This is a genomic window from Ochrobactrum sp. XJ1 (assembly GCF_024701725.1).
Classification (GTDB): domain Bacteria; phylum Pseudomonadota; class Alphaproteobacteria; order Rhizobiales; family Rhizobiaceae; genus Brucella; species Brucella anthropi.
Genome location: NZ_VDGD01000004.1, coordinates 290,201 through 316,554, shown reverse-complemented (window position 1 = coordinate 316,554; position 26,354 = coordinate 290,201). Strand labels below are relative to the sequence as shown.

The window sequence follows — 26,354 nt, the reverse complement described above, 5'->3', positions numbered from 1 at the left end:
AAATGGCTCAGCTTTCCATTAAAAATCTCGTCAAGCGCTACGGCAATGTCGGCGTGGTGCATGGCATCAATCTCGAAATCGCCGACAAGGAGTTCGTGGCGCTGGTCGGTCCATCCGGCTGTGGCAAGTCCACGACGCTGCGCATGATTGCAGGTCTTGAGAGCATCTCCGACGGCGCGCTCGAAATCGGCGGCAAGGTGGTCAACGATCTGCCGCCGCGTGATCGCAACATCTCCATGGTGTTCCAGTCCTATGCGCTTTATCCGCATATGTCGGTGCGCGAGAACATGGGCTTCTCGCTCAAAATCGCCAAGCAGCCGCAGGCGGAAATCGACCGTCGCGTCAATGAAGCCTCCGCCATTCTTGGCCTCGAAGCGCTGATGGAACGCCGTCCAGCACAGCTTTCGGGCGGCCAGCGCCAGCGCGTTGCCATGGGCCGCGCCATCGTGCGCAATCCGGAAGTGTTTCTGTTCGATGAACCGCTTTCCAACCTCGACGCGAAGCTGCGCACGCAAATGCGCACGGAGATCAAGAAGCTTCACGCCAAGGTGCAGTCTACAGTCGTTTACGTGACGCATGATCAGGTTGAGGCCATGACATTGGCCGACCGCATCGTCATCATGCGCGACGGCCATATCGAACAGGTCGGAACTCCGGATGAAGTGTTCAAGCGCCCGGCGACGCAGTTTGTTGCGGGCTTTATCGGCTCGCCGCCCATGAATATGGCCGAGGCAACCGTGCAGGGTTCGGAACTGGTTTTTGCCAGTGGTGACCGTCTGCCAGTGCCTGCACAGTTCAAGGCCAAGGTCACAGATGGCGCCAAGGTCACGTTCGGTCTGCGCCCGGACGATCTGTTTCCGAAAGGCCATGGGCTTTCATCGGGAGACGCCGTTCATGAGGGCGAATTGCGCGTTTCGATCACCGAGCCGCTTGGCAATGAAACGCTGGTCTTTGTCGAATTTGCCGGCAAGGAATGGGTGGCGCGTATGCTGAACCCGCGTCACCTCAATTCCGGTGAAGCGATCTCCATGCATTTCGATCTGTCGCAGGCGCATCTGTTTGATGCGGCAAGCGGCAAGAGTCTGGCGGTATAGTTATGGCGCGTATTGAAAAAGTCGAACTGCGCATGGTCGACCTTCCACCGAAGGTCAAGCGCACCGATGCGATCCAGAGCTTTGTCAGTCAGGAAACGCCGATTGTTACCATCACCGACAGTGATGGTGCGGTCGGTACGGGCTATAGCTACACCATCGGCACTGGCGGCTCGTCCGTCATGCGGTTGTTGAGCGATCATCTTGTGCCGCTGATTATCAATGAAGATGCGGATTGCATCGAGGCGATCTGGCGCAAGCTGGAATTTGCAACCCACGCCACAACTATCGGTCCGATTACCGCTTTGGCGCTCGCGGCCATTGATACGGCACTTTGGGATTTGCGTGCGAAGAAACAGAACCTGCCGCTGTGGAAGCTTGCTGGCGGTGCCAAGGATCGTTGTCCGCTGTACACGACCGAAGGTGGTTGGCTGCATATCGAGAAAGAAGCGCTGGTCGAGGATGCGTTGCAGGCCAAGGCCAAGGGCTTCTCCGGTTCCAAGGTGAAGATCGGCAAGCCGCATGGCTCAGAGGACTATGCGCGTCTTTCGGCTGTGCGTGCAGCCGTGGGCGATGGCTTTGAGATCATGACCGACTGCAATCAGGGTTTTACGGTAGACGAATCCATTCGCCGTGCCGAACGCCTGAAAGAACTCGATCTCGCTTGGATTGAAGAACCACTTCCGGCGGATGATCTTGATGGCCATATCCGCCTGACCTGTTCCACCCCGACACCGATTGCGGTGGGTGAATCCATCTATTCGATCCGCCATTTCCGCGAATATATGCAGAAGGGCGCTTGCTCCATCGTGCAAGTGGATGTGGCGCGCATCGGCGGCATCACGCCTTGGCTGAAAGTGGCACACGCCGCAGAAGCTTTTGATATTCCGGTCTGCCCGCACTTCCTGATGGAACTGCATGTCAGCCTCACCTGTGCCGTGCAGAACGGGCGTTACGTCGAATATATCCCACAGCTTGATGATCTGACCACCAAGGGCATGGAAATCCGTGATGGTCATGCCATTGCGCCATCTGAGTCGGGCATTGGTATTTCGTGGGATTGGGATGCCGTGCGTAGTCGTTCTGTTTCCGAATTCACCCGCGAGATCGTGAGATCATAATGGCGCAAAGAATGGGCATGGTGATCGGGCTTCAGCCTGAAAAGATCGCAGAGTATAAAAAGCTGCATGCGAGCGTGTGGCCCGAAATTCTCGCGCTCATTTCCGAATGCAACATCACCAATTACACGATCTTTCTCAAAGAGCCTGAGAACCTGCTGTTCGGCACATGGGACTATGTCGGCACCGACTTTGAAGCCGACATGAAGAAGATGGCCGATAACCCGAAAAATCAGGAATGGTGGGCCGTTTGCATGCCATGCCAGAAGCCGCTTGAAACCCGCAAAGACGGCGAGTGGTGGGCAATGATGGAGGAGGTTTTCCATCATGACTGAGACTTTTGATCCCAAGAGCCTGCGCCAATGGTGGGCCAGGCCGTCGAAGCCGAAGCCCATCGTGATCTTCGGCGCGGGCAGCATTGTCGGCGACGCGCACCTGCCCGCCTACAAGAAGGGCGACTTTCCGGTTGCGGGCATTTTCGATCCTAATTTTGATAAGGCCAAAGAACTCGCCGACAAATGGAATGTGAAGACTTTTGCCAGCCTTGAAGAAGCGATTGCGGTTGAAGACGCGATCTTCGATCTGGCAACGCCGCCTTCTGCTCATGCTTCGATCCTAGCGCAATTGCCGGAAGGTGCGGCTGTTCTGATCCAGAAGCCGATGGGCAGCGATCTTGTTGCAGCCACGGAAATTCTGAAAGTTTGCCGTGCGCGCAATCTCAAAGCTGCGGTCAATTTCCAGCTACGCTTTGCGCCGATGATGTTGGCACTTTACGATGCTGCCGATAAGGGCTTGCTTGGTGAAGTGGTGGATTTCGACGCGTGGCTGGCGCTTGCGACCCCTTGGGGTCTGTGGCCGTTCCTCAAAGGTCTACCACGCATCGAGATTGCCATGCATTCGATCCATTATCTGGATTTCGTGCGTGGTTTGCTCGGCAATCCGCTCGGCGTTCACGCCAAGACCATCGGTCATCCGAACCACGAAGTTGCCCAGACGCGCACAGCTGCGATTCTTGATTATGGCAACCGCGTACGTTGTGCGCTGTCGATCAATCATGACCATGATTTTGGCCGCAAATTTCAGGCTTGCGAGTTTCGCATCTGCGGCACCGAAGGTGCTGCCTATGTGAAACTGGGCGTCAATCTCGACTATCCTCGTGGTGAGCCGGACGAGCTGTGGATCAAGCCAAAGGGCGACGACGACTGGGTGCAGGTCGCACTTCAAGGCGCGTGGTTCCCGGACGCATTCTTGAACCGCATGGCGCAGTTGCAGCGCTTCGCGATTGGCGAAGACGCTGAACTTGTCGGCTCGGTCGAAGATGCCTGGCACACCATGGCGCTGGTCGAGGCCGCCTATCAGTCGAGCGCTGCGCCCGCCACGCCGCTTGCCGCAAAACCGGAGGTCTGATTATGGCCGAACAGAAAATCTACTACGAAGATTATGAAATGAACCATGTGCGCCTCACCACGGGCCGCACCATCACCGAAACGGATTTCGTGGTTCACGCCGGGCATACGGGCGATTTCTTTCCGCATCATATGGATGCGGAATTCGCCAAGACCCTGCCGGGTGGTCAGCGCATTGCCCACGGCACAATGATCTTTGCAATTGGTGTCGGATTGACCGCAACGCTGATCAATCCGGTTGCATTTTCCTATGGTTATGATCGTCTGCGCTTTATTCGTCCGGTTCATATCGGAGATACGATCCGCACGCGCGTGACAATCAGCGCCAAGGAAGATGACCCGAAGAGGGCCAATATGGGCCGCGTTACCGAGCGGTGCGAAGTGCTTAATCAGCGGGATGAAGTGGTGCTGGCTTGCGACCACATCCTGCTTGTCGAACGGAAGGCTTGAAAATGACGATACGATTTGATGGAAAAACCGCACTGGTGACAGCCGCCGCTCAGGGCATTGGCCGTGCAAGTGCGCTGGCTTTTGCGGAAGCTGGCGCCAAGGTCTATGCGACCGACATCAACGAGGCCGCACTCAAGGAAATCGAAGGCGTTTCGGGCATTATCACCCGCAGGCTCAACGTGCTTGACGAGACGGAAGTGAAGGCAGCGGTCGCCGAGATCGGTCAGGTCGATATCCTGTTCAACTGCGCGGGCGTCGTCCATGGCGGCTCAATCCTTGAGATGAAGGACGAAGACCTCGACTTTGCCGTCAATCTCAACGTCAAGGCCATGATCCGCACCATTCGCGCCGTGCTGCCGGGAATGCTGGAACGCAAGGACGGTTCTATCGTCAACATGGCGTCGGTCGCTTCGAGCGTGAAGGGCGTGCCGAACCGCTTTGCTTATGGCGTCACCAAGGCGGCGGTCATAGGCCTCACCAAGGCTGTCGCTGCCGACTACGTTGCCAAGGGCATCCGCTGCAACGCCATCTGCCCCGGTACGGTTGAAAGCCCGTCGCTTCAGGACCGTCTGCGTGCGCAGGGCGATTATGAAGAACAGCGCGCAGCCTTCATCGCGCGTCAGCCAATTGGCCGTATCGGCCAGCCGGAAGAAATCGCCGATCTCGCGGTCTATCTCGCAGGTGCCACGTACACCACCGGTCAGGCGTATAACATCGATGGTGGCTGGACGATCTAGAGCTATCGCTATTCAGGCTCTGGCGGCCTGCAAACGGTATTCTTCTGCGCTTCCGGTGCTCATGTACCTTTAAGTACATTCCGCTCCGGTTCTCGAAAACACCATTTTCGGCACGCCATAACCTGAATTTCGACAGCTCTAGGCATTTCCACCGCCCCCAATTTTATCCCCTCAAGGAGTAAACTCATGAAATTTCTTCGCTATGGCGAAACCGGTCAGGAAAAGCCGGGCCTTCTCGATGCAGACGGCAATATCCGTGATCTTTCCGCCCATGTAGGCGATCTTTCCGGCGCGGCTCTGGCCCCGGATGCACTGGCCAAGCTCGGTGCGATCGATATCAATTCGTTGCCGAAGGTCGAAGGCAACCCGCGCCTCGGTCCATGCGTTGCAGGCACCGGCAAGTTCATCTGCATCGGCCTCAACTATGCCGATCACGCTGCAGAATCCGGCATGGCCGTTCCGCCAGAACCAGTTATCTTCATGAAGGCCACCTCGGCCATCGTTGGCCCGAACGACGATCTGCTCATCCCGCGCGGTTCGGAAAAGACCGACTGGGAAGTCGAACTCGGCATCGTTATCGGCAAGACCGCGAAATATGTTTCGGAAGATGATGCGCTTGATTATGTCGCGGGCTACTGCACGCTGCACGACGTCTCGGAACGCGCTTTCCAGATCGAGCGCGCCGGTCAGTGGACCAAGGGCAAATCCTGCGACACGTTCGGCCCGACCGGCCCATGGCTGGTGACGAAGGACGAGGTTGCCGATCCGCAGAACCTTGGCATGTGGCTCAAGGTCAATGGCGAAACCATGCAGGACGGCTCGACCAAGACCATGGTCTATGGCGTACGCCACCTCGTTTCCTATCTCTCGCAGTTCATGTCTTTGCAGCCGGGCGATATCATCTCCACCGGTACGCCTCCTGGCGTTGGCATGGGCATGAAGCCACCGCGCTATCTCAAGGCTGGCGATGTTGTCGAACTCGGCATCGAAGGTCTCGGCACGCAGAAGCAGAACGTGCGCGCTGACGTTTAACTTTTTTGAGCATGCTCTGATCACGGATAAATCATGACGAAAATCACTGATCTGCGCGTCTTCGATCTCCGCTTCCCGACTTCGCAAAGTCTGGACGGCTCTGACGCGATGAACCCGGACCCGGACTATTCGGCAGCCTATGTCATCCTCGATACGGATGACGGGCCGCTGAAGGGCCATGGCCTGACCTTCACCATTGGACGCGGCAACGACATTTGCTGTCAGGCGATTCTCGCCATGCGTCATCTGGTCGTGGGTGCCTCGATGGATGATTTCCTCGCGGCCCCCGGCAAGTTCTGGCGCTACCTAACCGGTGACAGCCAGCTGCGCTGGATCGGTCCGGACAAGGGCGCGATGCATCTTGCCACCGGCGCTGTCGTCAACGCCTTCTGGGATTTGGCTGCAAAGCAGGCTGGCAAGCCGGTATGGCGGCTTGTGGCCGACATGTCGCCGGAAGAGATCGCCGATATCGTCGATTATCGCTACCTCACCGATGCACTGACCCGCGACGAAGCTGTCGAAATTCTGCGTAAAGCGGAAGCCGGCAAGGCTGAGCGTATCGCGAAGCTCGAAGCCAAGGGTTATCCTTGCTACACGACGTCTGCTGGCTGGCTCGGCTATGACGATGACAAGCTGCGTCGTCTTTGCCAGGAAGCGATTGATGAAGGCTTTAATCATGTGAAGATGAAGGTTGGTCGCGATCTGGAAGACGATATTCGTCGTCTCACCATCGCACGTGAAGTGATCGGCCCGGATCGTTATCTGATGATCGACGCCAATCAGGTCTGGGAAGTCGATCAGGCAATCGAGTGGGTCAACAAGCTTGCCTTCTCCAAGCCCTTCTTCATCGAAGAACCGACCAGCCCGGATGATGTTGCAGGCCATCGCAAGATCCGCGAAGCCATTGGCGATGTGAAGGTTGCGACTGGTGAAATGTGCCAGAACCGCATCATGTTCAAGCAGTTCATCGCAGAAGGCGCTATCGACATCGTTCAGATCGATTCATGCCGCATGGGTGGCCTGAATGAAGTTCTGGCCGTGCTGCTGATTGCTGCGAAGTATAACAAGCCGGTTTGGCCACATGCAGGCGGCGTTGGCCTGTGTGAATATGTGCAGCACCTTTCCATGATCGACTATGTGGCCGTTTCCGGCATCATGGACGGTCGTGTGATCGAATATGTCGATCACCTGCACGAACACTTCATCGAGCCATGCATCATCAAGGATGCGGCCTATATGCCGCCATCGCTGCCGGGCTTCTCGATTGAAATGAAGCCGCAGTCGATTGCGGAATATACGTTCAAGGGTTGAGAGCCAGTTTTCGGCTTATCGTAAAATAAAAAGCCGCGCTGAAAAGCGCGGCTTTGCTTTTAGAGAAAGCGGATCATCAGTGCGCCGGAAAGCAACAGCACCGCACCGGCAATGCGCCCGGCGGTGATTTCACGCACCGCAACGCCCATGAAGCCGATGCGGTCAGCAGCCAGTCCGGCCATCAATTGTCCAGCAACAGCAAGCCCCATCACGGCAGCAGCCCCGATGCGCGGCGTCAGCAACACCGATGCGGTCACATAGATACAGCCAAGCGCACCGCCAGCCACGAACAGCCAGCCCGCAGGCACGTTGAACGCTGGCATCGCACCCGTCGCGCGCGCGGTAATTCCGGCGATAACGGCAAGGATGACGGCACCGGAAAGAAACGAGATCGCAGCAGCTGTTACCGGCGATCCCAATCCACGAGCCAAGGCTGCATTGATTGGCGCCTGAATAGCAATACAGGCACCGGAAAGGATGCCGAACAACGTCCAGAGCATGGAGATTTCCTCGCTTGGTGAAGAACCTGGAAGGAACAAATGGAATGATTAGTCCTTGCAGAGGATAATCGTCAGGTCAATATTTCGAGCATGATCACGCCGAATACAGAGGCCTGATTGAACAAGTATTTTTGCTACGACTATTGAAGGGCTTAAAGTGGTGCCCGGAGGCGGATTCGAACCACCGACACGCGGATTTTCAATCCGCTGCTCTACCAACTGAGCTATCCGGGCATCCGTAACAAGCAGTTAGCTCGTTCGAGGCGGTGTTGGTTCCCGCCGGAAGTGGGTGGGTTATAGCATTAAATTTCGCGCTGTCCAGCACCGTATCGCAATTTTTATCAGCTTTTCTCACATCTTTGATAAATAACTGATTTTATTGGAGGAAGCCACTTTGAGAGAGGCTTAGTTTCCTTCTTCTTCCTCTTCGTCAATCGGCTTTCCCGGCAGGACATAGCTGCCGGATAGCCAGCGATTGAGGTCGATGCTTTTACAGCGTGGCGAACAGAACGGATAGGATTCGCGCGATGAAGGCTTTCCGCATTCCGGGCAGGGGCGCGTCGGACGCAATGGCGTCACTCGTGCACCTGCTGCGGTTGATATGTCCTTCTTGTCGCTCATACCTGCTCTCAGACTTTCCCGCTGTTCCAGTTAGCGTAAACCGGGTAGTCGACGTCGTTCAGCAGGCTGATAGTTTCCTGCAGCGGCAATCCCACGACGTTTGTATAGGAGCCAACCAGCTTCACAACGAAACTACCGGCCAGCCCCTGGATTGCATAGCCGCCGGCTTTCCCTCGCCATTCACCAGACGAGAGATAGGCATCCATCTGCTGGCGGGATAACCGTTCAAAACGCAATCGTGTTTCAACCAGTGTCTGGCGCAAATTCCCGTTCGGCAAGACAAGGCTCACTCCTGTGAACACCTTGTGCGTACGCCCGGAAAGCAGCCGCAGGCATTCTCTTGCCTCGTCGGCAATCTCCGTTTTGGGGAGAATGCGCCGGCCCACGGCTACAACAGTATCAGCAGCAAGAATGAAGGCACCGGCGAAATTCGCATCGTCCTTCAGCTGCTCTTGTGCCTTGCGCGCCTTCTCCCGCGACAGACGTCGCGCCAGCGAGCGCGGGTGTTCCGCGCGCTGCGGCGTTTCATCTATATCAGCCGGATGAATGTGGTCCGGTTCGATGCCTGTCTGCCCCAGAAGCTCGATCCTGCGTGGAGAACCGGAGGCAAGAACCAGCTTGTGTTGCGCGCTCATCGAATAGACATTTCCTGGAACGGGAACGGATTGCTTACTTGAAGCGGTAGGTGATGCGGCCCTTGGTCAGATCGTAAGGGGTCATCTCAACCAGAACCTTGTCGCCGGCCAGAACGCGGATGCGATTCTTGCGCATACGGCCTGCCGTATGGGCGATGATTTCATGTTCGTTCTCGAGCTTCACGCGGAACATAGCATTCGGCAGCAGTTCCGTAACAACACCCGGAAATTCTAGGACTTCTTCTTTCGCCATGCGATACCTGTGTCTTTCTTTGATAAAATGCCGCTCTCGAGCGGTCTTTAGGTCGGAATTTGCGCGGAACCTATATGATTAGGCGGCATTTGTGAACAACGGAATTCCGTGAACTTGATGCTGGAGCATTTCCAGCAAAAGTGCGAAGCCGTTTTGCGTCGGATAATGCGACAAAACAAACAGTTAGAGCGGTTCCGCCGATTCCGTATTAGCCGGAACCGTTCTTGTCAAAACGCTGCATGATTTGCCGCTTCAGGCGGTCCCGCACATCGCGATAAGCCGCCATGATCTGGCTTCGGCTGCCGGTTACCAAGGTCGGGTCCGGCGTCGGCCAATATTCGACATCAACCGAGAACCCCCGCATTCGCTCCAGCACAGTATGGTGGGCAAGTGGTGTCAGCGTTACAATCAGGTCGAAATATCCATCAGCAAGTTCTTCGAGGCCACGCGGTTGCCGGTTATCAAGCGACAAGCCTTCCTCTTGAAGTACAGCATCGACAAACGGATCACGTTCACCCCGCTTCACACCTGCAGAAGCTACATAAATATTGGGTGGCAGGGCCTGTCTTGCAAGTAACTCCGCCATGGGTGAACGAATTGCATTCTTGCCGCAGACAAAAAGCAGGGACTTGGGCAGGCTCGATTTATGATCTTCGTCGCCGTCGGCGCTGAAATTCACGGGAGGGGCATCGGTGATGACCATCAATGATCAGCCTCTCCAGTGCAGGACGCAGACAAGTGTGAAAAGCCGCCGTGCCGTGTTGAAATCAACCTCGATCTTGCCCTGCAGCCTGTTCTGGAGCGTCTGCGATCCTTCATTGTGCAGGCCGCGCCGTCCCATGTCGATTGCTTCGATCTTGCTTGGTGTGGCCGACCGGATCGCCTGATAATAGCTTTCACAAATCATGAAATAATCCCGCACGACGCGCCGTAAGGGCGTGAGCGAGAGAATATGAGTTGCGACGTCTTCACCGGCCTCCCGGGTGATGGCGAAGATCAGTCGCGATTCCATCAGCGAAAGCTTGAGACGGTACGGCCCTCCCGTGTCGTCTCCGATCGGGTGGAAGGAATTTTCTTCGATGAGGTCAAAAATGGCCACCGCACGTTCATGCTCGACGTCAGGCGTCGAGCGCCCGATGGATTCATCGAGCTCGACGTCAACAAGGCGTGCATTTGGAACAGCGGCGGTCATGTCACCTCATAGATTCAGCCGGATAGCGACAGACTGCGCGTGTGCGTCAAGGCCTTCGGCGCGGGCAATCTCGATTGCCGCAGGTCCGAGCACGCGCAGTTGATCAGGGCCGAGTTTGAGAAGCGACGTGCGTTTCATGTAGTCGAGAACCGACAAGCCGGACGAAAAGCGCGCCGAGCGCGCCGTCGGCAGAACGTGGTTACAGCCGCCGACATAATCGCCGATCACTTCCGGCGTATAACCGCCGATGAAGATCGATCCCGCATTGCGGATTTTTGGCAGCAGGGCTTCCGGATCGGCTGTGGCGATTTCCAGATGCTCGGCTGCAATGCGATTGGCAAGCGGGATGGCTGCCTCGAAATCCTCGACCAGAATAACCGCGCCGAAATCACGCCAGCTCGCGGCGGCAGTTTGCGCGCGCGGGAGATTGCGGAGCTGTCGTTCGACAGCTTCTTCGACAGCCAGAGCAAGAGCCTCATCATTGGTCATAAGGATCGATTGCGCAGCGGTATCGTGCTCCGCTTGAGCAAGGAGGTCAGCGGCGATCCAGTCGGGATTGTTGTCCTTGTCAGCGATGACCAGCACTTCTGATGGCCCGGCGATCATGTCGATGCCAACCGTGCCGAAGACGATACGTTTGGCCGCCGCAACATAGGCGTTGCCGGGGCCGACGATCTTGGCAACCGGACTAATTGTTTCGGTGCCATAGGCGAGGGCTGCGATAGCCTGCGCGCCGCCGACACGATAAATCTCGGAAACGCCAGCCAGACGTGCTGCCACCAGAACCAATGGATTGAGAATGCCGTCAGGTGCTGGAACCACCATGACAATGCGCTCTACACCTGCCACCTTGGCTGGAACAGCGTTCATCAATACGGAACTTGGGTAGCTTGCCGTGCCGCCCGGAACATAGAGCCCCACAGCTTCGATAGCGGTCCAGCGCGAACCGAGCTCAACGCCAAGCGCATCCGTATAACGATCATCTTTCGGCAACTGCCGCGCGTGGTGTTTCTCGATGCGCTCGTGAGCAAGCTTCAGCGCTTCGATCGTCGATGCCGGGGCTATGTCGAATGCGGCATCGATTTCAGCTTCAGTGACCGCAATTCCGGTTTTTTCGAGATCGATCCGGTCAAAGCGCCGGGAATAGTCGATGAGCGCACTGTCACCTTCACGACGCACCCGTTCAACGATCTCGCGGGCCGCACGATCGACATCCTCGGACGCCTCGCGTTTGCTGGCCAGAAATGTCGCGAAATTATTCTCGAAATCGGGATCGGTTTGTCTGAGCGTCTTGACCACGCTTCTGTTCCTTCAAATATGCTTTGCCAGACTGGCGTCTGGCTGACGAAAGACGGTTTTGTATAACCCTCTCTTATGCCAGGGCGCTAAGATGCTGACGCTATCCAAGCCCTGAAAATGCTCAATCGCCACACGGGCTTTCCAAATCTCGATGATTCAGCTCATCAAGGTTTGGTATTAGACGTTATGGCGAGGAAGTGATTCTGTTTCCCATGCCGCGCCAAGGTCCGTCATTTGCGCTTCGATACATTCCACTTCAAGACGGATAGCCGCATTTGCCGAGAAAGTCAGTTCTATTGTTCCGGCAGGTGTTTCACCGGCCGTGAACTGAATGGCCATCAGGGAAAGCACTTCATCCGGTTTCTGGCGGTCAATGCCGACTGCCTTGGCTGCGATCACACGGTTGAAGTGCAGAGCGGTGCGCCTGCGCTGGTATTGCGGCTTGCGCAGGAACTTCGGTTTGCTTTCTTCCCAGACAAAACGGTTTGCCGTGAGAACGAAGCGCTTCTCGTTCCCGAGATACTGAAGGTCGGATACTTTCAAAACTGCGTCCTGAAGATGAGCGGACAGGACCTGCAAATCCTCCTCATCCAGCGCCACAAGCTTCAACATCTCCATACTCCAGCACCACTTTCCGTTGTCGGTTAATAACTGCTCCCAACAGGCAGAAAATCAATCACCCGCTCGGCCGATTATCAACTTGGCATGTCAAAACAAAAAAATCGACAGGCTTTTCAAGCCTGTCGCCCTTCGATTGGAATCTTTAGCGTTGCGCAAGAAAAAGCCGGAGCGATGAATGTCACTCCGGCTTGGTCAGATCAGCCACTGATACGTTCTACTGTCGCGCCGCAGCGTGACAGTTTTTCTTCCAGGCGCTCAAAGCCGCGATCCAGATGATACACGCGGTTGACCATGGTTTCGCCCTCAGCAGCAAGGCCAGCGATCACAAGCGAAACCGAAGCCCGAAGATCCGTTGCCATCACCTGCGCGCCTTTGAGGCGTTCTACGCCTTCGACGGTTGCAGTCTGGCCGGACAGAGAAATCTTTGCGCCAAGACGTGCCAGCTCCTGCACGTGCATAAAGCGATTTTCAAAAATGGTTTCCGTGATGCGCGACGTTCCCTTGGCCTTGGTCATCAGGCCCATGAACTGCGCCTGCAAGTCGGTCGGGAAACCGGGGAAAGGATCCGTGGTAACGTCGACGGGATGGATACCATGACCGTTACGGACAACGCGGAGGCCGCTATTGGTCTCGGTGATTTCAGCTCCGGCCTGTCGCAGCGTTTCGAGAGCGGCAGAAAGCTGGCTTTCCTGAGCACCTTCCAGAAGCACATCGCCGCCGGTCATGGCGACGGCCATGGCATAGGTGCCGGCTTCGATACGGTCTGGAATAACACGAACGCGCGCACCCGACAGGTTGGTGACCCCATCGATATGGATAGTGCTGGTTCCGGCTCCGGTGATCTTGGCGCCCATTGCATTAAGGCAGTCGGCAAGATTGACGACTTCCGGCTCGCGGGCGGCATTTTCGATGACGGTTTCGCCCTTGGCGAGGGCCGCTGCCATCAGCATGACATGGGTCGCGCCGACGGAGACCTTCGGGAACTTATAGCGTGCGCCGACGAGACCGTTTCTGGCTTTCGCCTTGGCGTAGCCGTTTTCGATTTCGATGTCGGCTCCAAGAGCTAATAAGGCTTCGAGGAGAAGGTCGACCGGGCGTGTCCCGATAGCGCAGCCGCCCGGCAGGGAAACATTTGCTTCGCCCATGCGGGCGAGAAGCGGCGCAATAACCCAGAAACTCGCACGCATCTTGGATACGAGTTCATAGGGTGCAGTGGTGGTGACGATATTACGGGCAGTAAAATGGATCGTACGTGAATAGGCTCCATCCTGATGCTCGCGACGTCCGTTAACCGAATAATCCACGCCGTGATTGCTGAGGATGCGGATCAACTGTTCGACGTCAGCCAGATGCGGCACATTTTCGAGCGTCAGCGTATCGTCGGTCAGAAGCGAGGCGATCATCAACGGCAGAGCGGCGTTTTTTGCGCCGGAGATTGGAATGATGCCGTTGAGCTTGTTGCCACCAACGATTTTGATGCGATCCATGCTGTGTCACCTTCTGGGCCGATACCTTGCCCGATAAATTTTCACCAAATCCGGCAGCCCTTACGGCGCGGTGGCGTTGCGTCATGAAATTACGAGTCTTGCGGCCAAATTACGTCAAATACGAATCACAATAGGACGACATCGCTGCGAAGAACAGAAATGAGCTTTTACCGCAGAGCCCCCCTATCTTCAAGGAAGGCTTTGATGGTGCGATTCTCAGTCTGTGTCGTCGCTGGCAGCGGTGATGCCGTCGTTTCGTTCATCCGCTTCGCCCGCGCGACGCGATCTGGATTGTGCTTTGCGGCGCATCAGATTCGCGCGCAACTCTTCGGCCCGGCGCTTTTTGCGCTGGTCCGATTGGGTTTGTTTCTCTTTGTTGGTCGTATTTTCGCTCATGGCGGTCTTCTACTACGGGAAAAAGAGCCGGAAAAGCTGCTTTCAAATGCGCGTCCGGCAGATTTCCACATTATGTGAAAAGAAATGCAATTGCTTGCTTGCGATTTGCGTAATGATGTGGCAGAAGTCCGCCGCACTCAAGAGATTGCTGCGGTAGCTCAGTGGTAGAGCACTCCCTTGGTAAGGGAGAGGTCGAGAGTTCAATCCTCTCTCGCAGCACCATTATTTTCCAATAAAATCCAGAAACTGGCTTTGCCGTGCTTTCGTTAAAGCACGTTTCGATCTGACCGGATCAGATCGGCGCTCTAATCATTTGTTGTTACGCGCATCTTTTCCGAAAACCGTTTCACACTTTTCGGGATGCGCTCTAATGGAAAGTGCGTGTGGTTGCTGATTTGAGATCAGTTCACGCGGGGTTCAATCTCATTGAGCCGCTTTTCTTTCGCCACCAGTCTTTTCGATGTATACTGTTCGCCAGACCGTCAGGCGTAGCCCGACGAATTGGTGTCACGAAATCGGATTTATCCGGTGACCGGTTGAAAGCCAGAAATTGCGTGCAGGCCATGTCCTGACCGTTTCCTTGCCGTCAGGACTGCTTAATCCGCAGGAGGAGCGTCATGGCACAGTTTCATGTTGTTGCAGGTCGAGACCAATCAGCCTTTTATCCCGAAGTTAAGCGCATTCGCATGGCAGATGTATTTGATGCCCTGCGTCTGGGCTTCGACGACTTCTGGGCAAAGCCATCGCATTACGTTTTCCTTTGCCTCATATACCCGCTGGCGGGGTTGTTCATCACTTACTGGAGCACGAACGCAAACGCGTTACCGCTCTTGTTTCCCCTGATGTCCGGCTTTGCCTTGATCGGGCCAATTGCTGCGCTGCCGCTTTATGAGATGAGCCGCCGCCGTGAAGAAGGGTTGGATACATCCTGGAAACGTGCGCTCGATGTGAGCCATTCCCCGGCATTGCCGTCCATCGTGGCTGTCGGTGCTTTTCTGTTCGCAATCTTTATTGCCTGGCTGCTGGTGGCGCAAAATCTCTATGTTCACTATTTCGGGCCGATGCCGCCCGAGAGCTTCTCAATGTTGATGAATCAGGTGTCGTCAACGGAAGAGGGACGCAGTCTGATTTTTGCCGGTTGTGGCATTGGTTTGCTTTTTGCAATCGTTGTCCTGTGCTCGACGATTGTGACTTTCCCGATGCTGCTTGATCAGGATTGCGGCGCTGCGGCAGCGGTTGCGACATCGTTGCGTGTTGTCATGCGCAACCCAATGGAATCGCTGCTCTGGGCTGCAATCGTAACTGCGATGCTGGTCGTCGGTTTTGCCACGATGTTTGCCGGGCTGGCGGTAGTAATACCCATCCTTGGGCATGCGACCTGGCATCTCTATCGAAAGACGGTCACGCACCCGGCGGCAATGCGTATTTGACCGGGGAACTAATCGATAAATCCCATCCGAAACATTGCTTCGGGTGGGATTGCCGTGGCTTTTGATGAAACATTTTCAAGCTTTCCAATATGTGGCGGCGTCCTGCCGCACCCCCACCCCCCTTTATTCTGCGGTCAGTTCTGCTTTAGAAGAGCAAGACGAGATTCGCGCAGATGATAATAAATAACAATAAGTTAGCGGAGCTCTCCTCGCAGCGCGTCAACGGGCTGGGTGGGCTTTCGATACATTTCAAGGACGGGCGTTCGCGCATTTCCAGGCTTTACCAGGAAGGCGCAGCCAAGATCCGCATGCCGCAGGTCGGAGGCGATCCGCTGGAAGCAATCCTGATCAACACATCAGGAGGGCTGACGGGTGGTGACCGACTGCAATGGGATGTGGAGCTTGGCGAAAACGCTTCGGCTGTCATTACCACGCAGGCCTGTGAGCGTATCTATCGCTCAGGGGGCGGCGAGGCACGCATTGCCACGCGTTTGAAGGCGGCAAAAGGCACGCGTCTTGCTTGGCTTCCGCAGGAAACCATTCTGTTCAATCAATCCGTGTTGTCACGAACGCTGGATGTCGAGCTGGAGGAAGAGGCGGAAATCCTGGTGGTGGAGGCGACTATATTCGGGCGCCTTGCCATGGGTGAGCGGGTTGATGAAGCGATGTTCAGTGATCGTTGGCGTGTGCGATTGGGTGGGCGGCCCGATGGGAGGCTTGTGCATGCCGAAGAGTTTCGGCTGGGACCAGATGTTGGGGCCGAATTGCAAGCGCGTCCAGTGACCGCCGGGGCTTTTGCCGTGGCCACCGTGCTTCTGATTTCAGGGGAGGCCGGGAAACATCTGGAAGCAGCCCGGCAGATCATTGGAGAGGAGGGCGGTGCCAGCCTCTGGCAGGTTGGTCCTGCAACCAAACTGATGATGCGACTTCACGCGCCGGATAGTTACACCTTGCGTAAACGTCTGGGGCCATTGCTTGCCCTGCTTAACGGTAAGGCAGGACTGCCCAAAGTTTGGACATTTTGAGTTCGCGGCAATCCCGCCGCTTTTAACGCCAGCGGAATGCATACCGCTTTGAAAGTATGAAGTTTGGAACGAAGTCATGAATTTGACGCCCAGGGAAAAAGACAAGCTTTTGATCGCCATGGCCGCCATGGTTGCCCGCCGCCGTCTGGAGCGCGGTGTAAAACTCAATCATCCGGAAACGATCGCACTGATCAGCGATTTTGTCGTTGAAGGTGCCCGCGATGGGCGCACGGTTGCTGATCTGATGGAAGCAGGCGCGCACGTCATCACCCGTGAACAGGTGATGGATGGTGTGCCCGAAATGATCCACGACATTCAGGTCGAAGCCACATTTCCCGATGGCACAAAGCTCGTCACCGTTCACGAGCCGATCCGCTGATTTTCAGGTTTCGCCGAGGCGAACCTGTTTTTTGAAAGGTACGATAATGAAGAAGACTACGGTCCTTGCCGCAGTGGCAATGGCGCTCACCGCAAGCCCTGCCTTTGCCCATCTTAACCCGGCCGAACATGGCTCGTTTGCGGCGGGCTTCACGCATCCGCTCTCCGGCGCGGACCATATCCTGGCGATGGTTGCGGTCGGGCTTTGGGCCGCCATGCTGGGTGGACGGGCACTCTTCGTCGTGCCAGCAGCATTTGTCGGCGTGATGCTGCTTGGCTTTGTGGCGGCACTTCTGGGCATGCCACTGCCCTTTGTTGAGCCGGTCATTCTGGCTTCGGTGGTCGTGCTGGGTCTTATGGTGGCGCTTGCCTTCCCTGTCACTCCGGTTGTTGGTGCACTTATTGCCGGCTTCTTCGCCTTCTTTCACGGTCATGCACACGGCGGGGAAATCGGAGGCGCGACATTCCTCTCCTATGCGGCTGGATTTGCGCTTGCGACCGCACTGCTACACGCCGCTGGCATGGGTGTCGGCCTTACCGCAGGACGGCTTATGGCGGGCAAGAATGGCAAAATTGCTTTGCGTCTGGCCGGTGGCGCTACCGCACTGGGCGGCCTGATGCTGATGGCCGGGTGAGGTGTGACATGATCCCCGGCGAAATTATTACGCAGGACGGCGATATAGAACTCAATCAGGGGCAACCCACCATCACGATCAAGGTCGCCAATACCGGCGACCGCCCCATCCAGGTCGGCAGCCATTTTCATTTTTACGAAGTGAATGCGGCCCTTTCTTTCGAACGCGCCAAGGCGCTCGGACAGCGGCTGGATATTGCAGCCGGAACTGCCGTGCGCTTCGAGCCCGGTCAGGAACGCGACGTGACATTGGTTCCCGTGAGCGGCAAGCGCGAGATCTACGGATTTCGCCAGATGGTCATGGGAAAGCTTTAGAACAGGTGACGGAGACATTTCATGCCAGCCAGAATTAGTCGCGCCACCTATGCGCAAATGTTCGGCCCTACTGTTGGCGATAAGGTGCGTCTCGCCGATACGGAACTGTTTATCGAAGTCGAACGGGACCTCACCACCTATGGCGAAGAGGTGAAGTTTGGCGGAGGGAAGGTTATCCGCGACGGTATGGGACAAAGCCAGATGTCGCGCGCCGACGGTGCGATGGATACAGTCATTACCAATGCTCTGATCCTCGATCATACCGGTATTTATAAAGCCGATGTGGGGCTTCGCGACGGGCGTATCGCGGTGATCGGAAAGGCCGGAAATCCGGATACGCAGCCCGGCGTTTCGATCATCATCGGACCCGGTACGGAGATTATCGCGGGTGAAGGCAAGATCCTCACGGCGGGCGGTATCGACACGCATATTCATTTCATCTCACCGCAACAGGTGGATGAAGCACTTAATGCAGGCATCACCTGCATGGTGGGTGGCGGCACCGGACCTGCCCATGGCACGCTTGCAACCACATGCACGCCGGGGCCGTGGCATATAGCCCGGCTGATCCAGTCATTCGACGGCCTGCCGATGAATATCGGTGTGTTCGGCAAAGGAAACGCTTCACTGCCCGGTGCATTGGAAGAAATGATCCGCGCCGGTGCCTGTGGTTTGAAGTTGCATGAGGACTGGGGTTCGACACCAGCCGCGATCGATAATTGCCTGTCGGTTGCAGACCGGTTCGATGTTCAGGTTGCGATCCACACCGATACGCTGAACGAAGGCGGCTTCGTCGAAGACACGCTCAACGCCTTCAAGGGACGCACGATCCATTCCTTCCATACGGAGGGCGCCGGTGGCGGGCACGCTCCGGATATTATTCGGGTGTGTCAGTATCCGAACGTGTTGCCAGCGTCGACAAACCCGACCCGGCCCTACACGGTCAATACGATTGCAGAGCATCTCGACATGCTGATGGTGTGCCATCATCTGTCCCCGGCAATCCCGGAAGATATTGCCTTTGCAGAAAGCCGTATCCGCAAGGAAACCATCGCTGCAGAAGACATCCTCCACGATATGGGAGCGTTCTCCATCATTTCCTCCGACAGTCAGGCGATGGGCCGTGTCGGCGAAATGATCATTCGCTGCTGGCAGACTGCAGACAAGATGAAGAAGCAGCGCGGCAGTCTTCCCGACGACAAGCCGGGCAATGACAATTATCGGGCGCGCCGCTACATTGCGAAATACACCATCAACCCTGCTATCGCCCATGGCATGGCGCATGAAATCGGTTCGGTGGAAGTGGGCAAGCGCGCCGATCTCGTTTTGTGGAATCCTGCTTTCTTCGGAATCAAGCCGGAGATGGTTCTGCTTGGTGGCTGGATCGCAACCGCGCCGATGGGGGACCCGAATGGCTCAATTCCAACGCCGCAACCGATGCATTATCGTCCGATGTTTGGCTCGTTTGGAAAAGCCCGCACCAATACGTCCATTACATTTGTTTCGCAGGCCGCAATGGATGAGGGGCTTCGAGAGAAGATTGGGGTGGACAAGCAGATGATTGCAGTGGCCAATACCAGAGGCGGTATCGGCAAACATTCCATGATCCTCAACAATGCGATGCCGCAAATGGAAGTTGACCCGGAAACCTATGAGGTGCGCGCAGATGGCGAACTTCTGACCTGCGAGCCCGTCGACGTCGTGCCAATGGCGCAACGCTACTTCATGTTCTGATCTTGAAAGGCAAAAAAATGTTTCGTGCCACTGCCATTATTCGTGCGGATAAGGTGATCGATGCCGTGCCTGCGGGCCATGCCGTTCTCGAACGTGATGAACGTCATTTGCGGCGCAAAGCCATTGTTCTGGAAGGCGGCGAGAAGGTACTCGTCGATTTCGCAGAGCCGGTGGTGCTGGAACACGGTGACCGGCTTGTCCTCGATGACGGACGCGAGATTGAAATCCGCGCCGCAAGCGAGGAACTTTACGAAATCCGCGGGCGTGATCCGCTGCATATTGCCGAACTCACCTGGCATATCGGCAACCGTCACCTCGCGGCCCAGATCGAGAGTGATCGCATCTTCATTCTTCGCGACCATGTCATAAAGGCTATGCTTGAGGGGCTTGGTGCAACGGTTACGGATGTAACTGCAATTTTCAGTCCGCTGCGCGGTGCTTATTCTGGCGGCCATTCGCATCATGACCATGACCATGATCATCATCATGGTCATCACGAACACGATCATGAACATCATCACCACCACCACGACTGATACCACCACCGCTTTGCTGCGGCTGATGGCCTGGCTGTCGCCCGTCTTTCCGGTCGGGTCGTTCAGCTATAGTCATGGGCTGGAGCGGGCCGTCCATGATGGCTATGTCGCAGACACCGCCACAATGAGCGATTGGCTGCGCTGGCTTGTAACACGTGGCTCCGGCTGGAATGATGCCGTGCTTTGCGCGGAAAGCTGGCGGTGTGCGGTTGCCGAAGGCGATCTTGTTGAAGTTGCAGAATTGGCCGAAGCACTGGCCGGTTCGCGTGAACGTCATATGGAGACGATGCTGCAGGGCGAGGCGTTTCTGGCTGCAGCTAGAAGCTGGCCCAGTTCTGTATTTGATCGCCTGCCAGCCGATTGCCCCTATCCGGTGGCAGTCGGTGCCGTGGCGGGCGCTAACAAAGTATCGCTTGGATTGACACTCGCTGCCTTTCTGCAAGCCTTCTGTATCAATCTTTTGCAGGCATCGATCCGTCTTTCGGTCATGGGGCAGAACGGCGTGACTGCGACAATGTCGGATTTGGAGCCGGTTCTCGCCGAAACAGCGACGCGAATAGAAAAAACTTCATTGAGTGACCTTGGTTCCGCGACTTACATTAGCGACATCATGGCCATGAAACACGAAACCCAACATTCGAGGCTTTTTCGCACATGACACAGAAAAACGGACCCTTGCGTATCGGCATCGGCGGACCGGTGGGATCGGGAAAGACGACGCTGACCGAAAAGCTTTGCAAAGCGCTGCGTGATAAATACTCGGTCGCCGTGATTACCAACGATATCTACACGCAGGAAGACGCCCTCATTCTGGCGCGTTCTCAGGCTTTGTCCGAAGATCGGATCATGGGCGTCGAAACGGGCGGATGCCCGCATACGGCAATCCGCGAGGATGCCTCCATCAATCTGCAGGCAATTGCCGAAATGAACCGGCGATTTCCCGATCTGGAGATCGTCTTCATCGAATCCGGTGGTGACAATCTCGCTGCTACCTTCTCACCGGATCTGGCGGACCTGACGCTTTATGTCATCTCTGTTTGTCAGGGTGAGGAAATTCCGCGCAAAGGCGGTCCGGGTATCACACGGTCAGATTTTCTTGTGATCAACAAGAGCGATCTTGCTCCTCATGTGCACGTCGATCTCGATATTATGCAAGGCGATGCAGCTCGCATGCGCGGCAAGCGTCCATTCGGTTTCACCGACCTCCATCGCGGCAAGGGCGTGCCGGAAATCATCGACTTTATCGTTGAGAATGGCGGACTGGAAGCGCGTTGATTACGGCTGGCTGTTGAGCCGTTTGCGGGCCTCCCGTTGTGAGGCCTGCAAATCAATGATTGGTTTGGGATAGGTACTGCCCAACGCAATTCCAGCGCTGGTCAGCACATCCTTGGGGGCCTCAAACGGCTTGTGCAGCCATTTGTTGGACAGGCCTGATAGTTCTGGCACCCAATGCCGGACATATTGTCCTTCGGCATCGAATTTTTCACCCTGCAAGATCGGATTGAACACCCGGAAATAGGGCGCAGCGTCCATGCCGCAGCCTGCCACCCACTGCCAGCTTCCCGGATTGCTGGCGATATCGCCGTCCACGAGCGTATCCCAGAACCATTCTTCACCCTTTCGCCAGTCGATGAGCAGATTCTTGGTGAGAAAAGATGCCACAAGCATTCGCACGCGATTGTGCATCCATCCGGTGGCCCAAAGCTGACGCATACCGGCATCGATGATGGGAAAGCCCGTCTGTCCGCGACGCCATGCTTCGAATGCAGCTCGATCATCGCGCCATGCGATGCCGGACAGTGTGTCACGCATATCGTGTCGACTGATGTCGCGGCGGTGATAGAGCTGGTGATAATTAAAATCGCGCCAGATCAGCTCTGACAGAAACTTTTCACCGCCAGCGCGTGCAGAGTGATGCTCGTCCATAAACGCCAGTGTGGCATACCACGCCTGACGCGCGCTGATTTCACCGAACCGCAAATGAGGTGAAAGTCTTGAAGTTCCGTCGATGCCGGGAACGTCGCGATCCTCGGTATAGGTCGAAAGCGTGCTCTCCAGAAAACGTGTCAGGCAGTCGCGCGCTGCGTCTTCTCCAATATTCCAAAGCCCATCGAACTTTTCCGCCCAGGCAGGAACGTTGGGCGCGTAGTGGGCTTCCTGTGTTGGTTTAACGTTCCATTGCCTGCGCGAAAGCGGGCGGGGAACGTTGTGGAGGCGCAACGCTTTGGCGAAAGGGGTGAAGACCTGATACGGCGTGTCGCTGGCCGTCTTGAGCTCCCAGGGCTCAAGAAGAAGATTGCCAGGAAATGAGGTTACACCGGTTCCACTCTCCTTGAGTTGTGACTTCAGTTTTGCATCGAGTTCACGTTCCGCCGGTGCGTAGCGACGGTTCCAGAACAGTTCGGTGACGGCCAGTTTCGCGATCAACTGAGGGAGGATATCCCTCGGATCACCGGTCTCGATGAGAAGTTCGATACCACGATCAGCCAGCTGTTTTCTTATCGCTTCAAGGCTCTGATCGAGCCACCACCGCGCCGCGCCGCCGGGCGCCCGAATCTCGGCAACGGTCTCATGAACGTAAACTGCTGTTATATGGCCGCCTGTTTCGGCGGCTGCATCCAGTGCGGGATTGTCGTTGATTCGAAGATCGTTACGCAGCCAGACGAGCGCGTGATGCTTCATGAGAAAAATTCCACTGCAGAAATGTGATGCCGACATGTCGAGCCACATATAGTGGAGCGAGCAAAAACGTCACGAGGTCGGGGGCAGTCAATTTGGGAAATATGCAAAGCAATGCATAAACCGGTTCGTCACGCGCCGAAACAAATCACTGATTGTTTTGAGAAAAATGGCGCACCCGAAAGGATTCGAACCTCTGACCCCCAGATTCGTAGTCTGGTGCTCTATCCAGCTGAGCTACGGGTGCTTGCCTGTGTGCCGCTCGCTGCGGCGATGGGCGGTTGATAATCGGACGGATCGCTAAATGCAAGCGTCTTCTTAGAAAAAAATGTGGTTCTGTGAAGATTTCTTGTCAGGCCCCACATTTCCGGGCTTTTCGTTCAAAGTTGGCACAACGGTAGATTGCTTAAACACTTTCCTCTGCCCGTTGGGGGCTCCGGTCTCCGCGTTGCATCGGCAAATCGGGGATGCAAATCTCGAAATGTGCCCCAACTGGGCGGTCTTCTCGAAGCTCGATTGTCCCACCATGCGCGCGGATCAGTTCTTGCGCGATGGCAAGCCCAAGACCAGTGCCGTCACTGCGTGTCGATCCCTTGAAAGCCGTGAAAAGATTGTCGCGTGCTTTTTGTGGCAAACCGGGGCCGGTGTCCTCGACACCGATGATTGCCATCGTCCCGATTCTTCCGGCAGAAATCGTGAGTCGCTTGACGGTCGCGTCATCAATGCTCTGATCACGCTCCATGGCTTGCACAGAATTCCGGCAAAGATTGCTCAGCACGCGGAACAACTGCTCTGAATCGACATTGAGTTCGAAATCCTCCGGGACAAGATTCTCGAACTCAACGCTGCTTTCTGACCTGGGGCTCAGGGTTTCCTGAACGTCAGCGATAATTGTGTGCAGCAGAACGCGACGCGGGCGCGGTGGTGCTTCTTGCGAGCGACCATAGGCCATGACGCTTTCGGAATAGCTGATCGCGCGGCTGAGAGTGCGGATAAGTTTGGGTGCAAACCGCTGCACCATTGGGTCTTCGGTATCGGCAAGCCGGTCAGACATCAACTGCGCTGAGGCCAGAATATTGCGCATGTCGTGGTTGATTTTGGAGACGGCGAGGCCAAGATCGGCGAGATGTTTCTGTTCTTTGAGCGTTCTCTGAAGGTCGCTCTGAATATGCGATATCTGACGCTGGGCCACGCCGAATTCGTCCTTGCGGTTTTCTGGCACAAGGATCAGCGCGGGATTGTCAGGGGATGAGGCGAAATCGATCATGTTGCGATGCATGATACGCACCGGCCGCAACAGCATTTCGTGAATGATCAGGTAAATCAGGCTCGCCGCTATGACTGAAATGATGAGCGAGATAAAAGTCACGTTGCGCGCATAGACGAGCATAGCGTGTCGGAGGGGTGCATCCGAGGTCACGATTTCAATAATACGTCCCGGAGAACTGGATGGCGAAACCGAACCATAGATTCGTAGCGTTCTGTCTCCGCCGTTGAACAAGGTTCCGAATGCGTCCCATATGGCAGCTGCTTCGCTGATATTGTTGAGATCAATGACCTGGTCAATCTTGCCGGGTACTTCCGACATGGCGAGCAGACGCGAAGCACCGGCTTCACGCATGGCTATGGCTTTCGTACCAGTTGCCAGAAGTACCTTGTCCTGAATGTCACGCGGCACATCCATATCGCCGCCTGCGGCGAGAACCTCGCTGACCGCGCCCACCGTATCAAGTCTCGAACTCATCCAGCGCACGCGCATATTGGCAACAGACGGGACGAAGATCAGAACTTCGGTGATCAACACGGCAAGTGCGGTCAAGAGCAATAGCTTGCTCGAAAGCCGGTTTCGCCAGGGTAAACGTGTGAACTGGGTTGACGAGAGCCGTTCCGTGGTCGCAGTTTGGGAGGCCGCTTCAGGGGAAGGCGTGCCCGTATCTGTGGTCTTTTCAACAACCGCCATAGCCTGTGCTTCCAACGCGAGGTGAACCGGCCTAATCGCCGCAGTGCCTCAACCTGTGTGCCATCGAAACGCAATACATAAAGGTAGCCTCCTATATATGGAGCCGATCGATAAATCCAACAGCCTTTGTTCAATCGGTTAAGAACGCACCCGCTCCCGGGATCTCTGCGAGCAGTATTACCGAAATTTAACTCGACGCCTTGAGATCGTGCGTGCAAAGTCTTGGTTGGAAAAATCCATGCATCCTGATGGGTTGCATGATTTGCGCAATGTGAAGGCAATCATCATTCTGATACTATTTGCTGGCATTTTCCGCGCCCGACAAATTGGTTTCGAAAACGAGGGCCGTCAGGTGACGGTAGGCCTTGCCGGAGAGCTGAATGAAATCCTGGAAGCAGATTGCCTTGTGCCTGCTCATAGCTGCGGCTGCCGTTGGCGGCTGGTATGCCTATAAGAACAAGAATGATGTGGTGAAGACCGCAGCAACGGGCGAGGAAGCGCCGAAAGGCGAAGGCGGGCGATCCGCACCACTCGTTGTTGTCGAGGCTGCCGGCGAAGAGACCATCAACAACCGTTTGACGGCTATCGGTTCGGCACGGGCTCTCAGCACCGTGTCGATAACCCCGTACTCCAGCGGTTACATGACGAAGCTTTACGTCAAGGCGGGCGATAGCGTGAAGGAAGGCGACTCGATTGCCGAACTTGACGCCGAGACGGAAAAGATCGCTGTCGCTAAGGCCGAGACGGCGTTGAAAGATGCGCAGACGACACGCCAGCGCATTGCAAAATTGCGGGCGACGAACACCGCAACTGAAGTTCAGGTGGTTGAGACTGAGCTGGCGGTCGCCAATGCGCAGCTTGCTTTGCAGGACGCGCAGCTCGCCTTGAGCCGTCGCACGGTTCGTGCACCAATCTCCGGTATTGTTGGTATTCTTCCTGTCAATGTGGGTAACTACATTACCGCACAGACTTCCATCGGTCGTATCGATGACCGGTCGAAAGTGCTGATCGATATATGGGTGCCAGAACGCTTCGCACCGCAAATCAAGGTTGGCCAGCCATTGACTGCGGAATCGACCGCTTTCCCGGGTGAGACCTATAGCGGCGAGATCAACGCGGTTGACAATATGCTGGATGAAGCCAGTCGTACGCTGCATGTTCGCGCAGAAGTGCCGAACACGCAGGATCGTCTGCGCGCGGGCATGTCGTTCTCCGTCACGGTTCTCTTTCCGGGTGATCGCTATCCTTCGGTCGACCCGCTGGCCATTCAATGGGGGGCTGACGGTTCCTATGTGTGGCGTGTTGAGGACGGTGTCGCCAAGAGAATTGTCGCGCGTATCGTTCAGCGCAATTCAACCAACATTCTCATCGATGGTCCGGTGAAGCAGGGCGACATGATCGTTACGCAAGGTGTTCAAACCGTGCGCGATGATGCGCCTGTACGTGTAAAGGACGAGCAGGGTACGGCACTGGCTGATCCTGTTTCGATAACACGTACTGCAGGATGAGGGTAA

At 56.0% G+C, this 26,354-nt stretch carries 30 protein-coding genes and 3 tRNA genes; 19 read left to right on the top strand and 14 right to left on the bottom strand.

Annotated features, from left to right (window positions below; genetic code table 11):
• The first annotated feature begins 2 nt into the window (after positions 1 to 2).
• The 8 genes from FG152_RS09200 (at position 3) to FG152_RS09165 (ending at position 7,145) form a co-directional block, all read left to right on the top strand.
• On the top strand, positions 3 to 1,094 hold the full coding sequence (locus tag FG152_RS09200) for an ABC transporter ATP-binding protein (RefSeq protein ID WP_043062392.1): 1,092 nt from the start codon (positions 3 to 5) through the stop codon (positions 1,092 to 1,094).
• A 2-nt stretch (positions 1,095 to 1,096) separates the two neighbouring features.
• The gene (locus tag FG152_RS09195) at positions 1,097 to 2,212 is read left to right on the top strand and encodes a mandelate racemase/muconate lactonizing enzyme family protein (RefSeq protein WP_498986007.1); all 1,116 of its coding nucleotides are present in this window, start codon (positions 1,097 to 1,099) and stop codon (positions 2,210 to 2,212) included.
• Complete coding sequence (locus FG152_RS09190; protein WP_029925831.1) at positions 2,212 to 2,544, top strand: L-rhamnose mutarotase; 333 nt, start codon at positions 2,212 to 2,214, stop codon at positions 2,542 to 2,544. The genes FG152_RS09195 and FG152_RS09190 overlap by 1 nt, the downstream gene beginning before the upstream one ends.
• Entirely contained in the window at positions 2,537 to 3,616 is a 1,080-nt protein-coding gene (locus FG152_RS09185) for a Gfo/Idh/MocA family protein (RefSeq protein ID WP_029925829.1), read from the top strand. Before FG152_RS09190 ends, FG152_RS09185 begins: the two co-directional genes overlap by 8 nt.
• 2 nt (positions 3,617 to 3,618) lie before the next feature.
• A complete protein-coding gene (locus tag FG152_RS09180) occupies positions 3,619 to 4,065 on the top strand; it encodes a MaoC/PaaZ C-terminal domain-containing protein (protein ID WP_010658087.1) in 447 nt (148 codons plus the stop codon).
• Between the two features lie 2 nt (positions 4,066 to 4,067).
• Positions 4,068 to 4,802: an SDR family oxidoreductase gene (locus FG152_RS09175; protein WP_029925827.1), complete on the top strand. Its 735-nt coding sequence runs from the start codon at positions 4,068 to 4,070 to the stop codon at positions 4,800 to 4,802.
• A 186-nt stretch (positions 4,803 to 4,988) separates the two neighbouring features.
• Positions 4,989 to 5,834, top strand: coding sequence for a fumarylacetoacetate hydrolase family protein (locus tag FG152_RS09170; RefSeq protein WP_029925824.1), 846 nt, complete (start codon positions 4,989 to 4,991; stop codon positions 5,832 to 5,834).
• A 33-nt stretch (positions 5,835 to 5,867) separates the two neighbouring features.
• Positions 5,868 to 7,145, top strand: coding sequence for an L-fuconate dehydratase (locus FG152_RS09165; protein WP_029925822.1), 1,278 nt, complete (start codon positions 5,868 to 5,870; stop codon positions 7,143 to 7,145).
• A gap of 59 nt (positions 7,146 to 7,204) precedes the next feature.
• On the opposite strand, the gene FG152_RS09160 is transcribed toward FG152_RS09165, so the two are convergent.
• The 11 genes from FG152_RS09160 to FG152_RS09110 all read right to left on the bottom strand — a co-directional run bounded on the left by FG152_RS09160 (position 7,205) and on the right by FG152_RS09110 (position 14,149).
• The gene (locus FG152_RS09160; protein ID WP_029925820.1) at positions 7,205 to 7,645 is read right to left on the bottom strand and encodes a DMT family transporter; all 441 of its coding nucleotides are present in this window, start codon (positions 7,643 to 7,645) and stop codon (positions 7,205 to 7,207) included.
• Between the two features lie 158 nt (positions 7,646 to 7,803).
• Positions 7,804 to 7,879, bottom strand: a tRNA-Phe gene (locus tag FG152_RS09155).
• Between the two features lie 171 nt (positions 7,880 to 8,050).
• Positions 8,051 to 8,266, bottom strand: coding sequence for a DNA gyrase inhibitor YacG (yacG, locus tag FG152_RS09150; protein ID WP_010658092.1), 216 nt, complete (start codon positions 8,264 to 8,266; stop codon positions 8,051 to 8,053).
• Positions 8,267 to 8,274: 8 nt separating this feature from the next.
• The gene (locus FG152_RS09145) at positions 8,275 to 8,901 is read right to left on the bottom strand and encodes a Maf-like protein (protein WP_010658093.1); all 627 of its coding nucleotides are present in this window, start codon (positions 8,899 to 8,901) and stop codon (positions 8,275 to 8,277) included.
• Between the two features lie 34 nt (positions 8,902 to 8,935).
• A complete protein-coding gene (gene infA, locus FG152_RS09140) occupies positions 8,936 to 9,154 on the bottom strand; it encodes a translation initiation factor IF-1 (protein WP_002965531.1) in 219 nt (72 codons plus the stop codon).
• 208 nt (positions 9,155 to 9,362) lie between these two features.
• Positions 9,363 to 9,857: an arsenate-mycothiol transferase ArsC gene (locus FG152_RS09135; protein WP_043062393.1), complete on the bottom strand. Its 495-nt coding sequence runs from the start codon at positions 9,855 to 9,857 to the stop codon at positions 9,363 to 9,365.
• 6 nt (positions 9,858 to 9,863) lie between these two features.
• Entirely contained in the window at positions 9,864 to 10,346 is a 483-nt protein-coding gene (locus FG152_RS09130) for a UPF0262 family protein (protein ID WP_010658095.1), read from the bottom strand.
• Positions 10,347 to 10,352: 6 nt separating this feature from the next.
• Complete coding sequence (gene hisD, locus FG152_RS09125; protein WP_011982501.1) at positions 10,353 to 11,645, bottom strand: histidinol dehydrogenase; 1,293 nt, start codon at positions 11,643 to 11,645, stop codon at positions 10,353 to 10,355.
• 177 nt (positions 11,646 to 11,822) lie between these two features.
• A complete protein-coding gene (locus tag FG152_RS09120) occupies positions 11,823 to 12,263 on the bottom strand; it encodes a DUF2948 family protein (RefSeq protein WP_010658097.1) in 441 nt (146 codons plus the stop codon).
• A 200-nt stretch (positions 12,264 to 12,463) separates the two neighbouring features.
• Positions 12,464 to 13,753 carry a UDP-N-acetylglucosamine 1-carboxyvinyltransferase gene (gene murA / locus FG152_RS09115; protein ID WP_010658098.1) on the bottom strand — a complete coding sequence of 430 codons (1,290 nt, stop codon included), beginning with the start codon at positions 13,751 to 13,753 and terminating at the stop codon, positions 12,464 to 12,466.
• A 216-nt stretch (positions 13,754 to 13,969) separates the two neighbouring features.
• Positions 13,970 to 14,149 (bottom strand): hypothetical protein, encoded by a 180-nt coding sequence (locus tag FG152_RS09110; protein ID WP_010658099.1) that lies wholly within the window; start codon positions 14,147 to 14,149, stop codon positions 13,970 to 13,972.
• Between the two features lie 147 nt (positions 14,150 to 14,296).
• Between FG152_RS09110 and FG152_RS09105 the strand changes: the two genes are divergently transcribed.
• The 10 genes from FG152_RS09105 (at position 14,297) to ureG (ending at position 21,476) form a co-directional block, all read left to right on the top strand.
• Positions 14,297 to 14,371: transfer RNA gene (locus FG152_RS09105), tRNA-Thr, on the top strand.
• A gap of 395 nt (positions 14,372 to 14,766) precedes the next feature.
• The gene (locus FG152_RS09100; protein WP_029925812.1) at positions 14,767 to 15,579 is read left to right on the top strand and encodes a DUF2189 domain-containing protein; all 813 of its coding nucleotides are present in this window, start codon (positions 14,767 to 14,769) and stop codon (positions 15,577 to 15,579) included.
• A gap of 173 nt (positions 15,580 to 15,752) precedes the next feature.
• A complete protein-coding gene (locus tag FG152_RS09095; protein ID WP_029925810.1) occupies positions 15,753 to 16,604 on the top strand; it encodes an urease accessory protein UreD in 852 nt (283 codons plus the stop codon).
• A 76-nt stretch (positions 16,605 to 16,680) separates the two neighbouring features.
• Complete coding sequence (locus tag FG152_RS09090) at positions 16,681 to 16,983, top strand: urease subunit gamma (RefSeq protein WP_010658102.1); 303 nt, start codon at positions 16,681 to 16,683, stop codon at positions 16,981 to 16,983.
• Between the two features lie 46 nt (positions 16,984 to 17,029).
• The gene (locus tag FG152_RS09085; protein ID WP_029925808.1) at positions 17,030 to 17,617 is read left to right on the top strand and encodes a HupE/UreJ family protein; all 588 of its coding nucleotides are present in this window, start codon (positions 17,030 to 17,032) and stop codon (positions 17,615 to 17,617) included.
• An 8-nt stretch (positions 17,618 to 17,625) separates the two neighbouring features.
• On the top strand, positions 17,626 to 17,931 hold the full coding sequence (locus tag FG152_RS09080) for an urease subunit beta (protein WP_029925806.1): 306 nt from the start codon (positions 17,626 to 17,628) through the stop codon (positions 17,929 to 17,931).
• 21 nt (positions 17,932 to 17,952) lie between these two features.
• Positions 17,953 to 19,665 carry an urease subunit alpha gene (gene ureC / locus FG152_RS09075; protein ID WP_029925804.1) on the top strand — a complete coding sequence of 571 codons (1,713 nt, stop codon included), beginning with the start codon at positions 17,953 to 17,955 and terminating at the stop codon, positions 19,663 to 19,665.
• 17 nt (positions 19,666 to 19,682) lie between these two features.
• Positions 19,683 to 20,201, top strand: coding sequence for an urease accessory protein UreE (gene ureE / locus FG152_RS09070; RefSeq protein WP_029925802.1), 519 nt, complete (start codon positions 19,683 to 19,685; stop codon positions 20,199 to 20,201).
• The gene (locus tag FG152_RS09065) at positions 20,173 to 20,859 is read left to right on the top strand and encodes an urease accessory protein UreF (RefSeq protein ID WP_029925800.1); all 687 of its coding nucleotides are present in this window, start codon (positions 20,173 to 20,175) and stop codon (positions 20,857 to 20,859) included. The genes ureE and FG152_RS09065 overlap by 29 nt, the downstream gene beginning before the upstream one ends.
• Complete coding sequence (ureG, locus tag FG152_RS09060; RefSeq protein ID WP_010658108.1) at positions 20,856 to 21,476, top strand: urease accessory protein UreG; 621 nt, start codon at positions 20,856 to 20,858, stop codon at positions 21,474 to 21,476. The genes FG152_RS09065 and ureG overlap by 4 nt, the downstream gene beginning before the upstream one ends.
• On the opposite strand, the gene FG152_RS09055 is transcribed toward ureG, so the two are convergent.
• The 3 genes from FG152_RS09055 to FG152_RS09045 all read right to left on the bottom strand — a co-directional run bounded on the left by FG152_RS09055 (position 21,477) and on the right by FG152_RS09045 (position 24,840).
• Complete coding sequence (locus FG152_RS09055; protein ID WP_151614975.1) at positions 21,477 to 22,883, bottom strand: cryptochrome/photolyase family protein; 1,407 nt, start codon at positions 22,881 to 22,883, stop codon at positions 21,477 to 21,479.
• A 167-nt stretch (positions 22,884 to 23,050) separates the two neighbouring features.
• Positions 23,051 to 23,127 (bottom strand) — tRNA-Arg (locus tag FG152_RS09050).
• A 159-nt stretch (positions 23,128 to 23,286) separates the two neighbouring features.
• Positions 23,287 to 24,840: a sensor histidine kinase gene (locus tag FG152_RS09045; protein WP_498985984.1), complete on the bottom strand. Its 1,554-nt coding sequence runs from the start codon at positions 24,838 to 24,840 to the stop codon at positions 23,287 to 23,289.
• 380 nt (positions 24,841 to 25,220) lie between these two features.
• Between FG152_RS09045 and FG152_RS09040 the strand changes: the two genes are divergently transcribed.
• Positions 25,221 to 26,348 (top strand): efflux RND transporter periplasmic adaptor subunit, encoded by a 1,128-nt coding sequence (locus tag FG152_RS09040; protein WP_010658164.1) that lies wholly within the window; start codon positions 25,221 to 25,223, stop codon positions 26,346 to 26,348.
• The last annotated feature ends 6 nt before the right edge of the window (positions 26,349 to 26,354 follow it).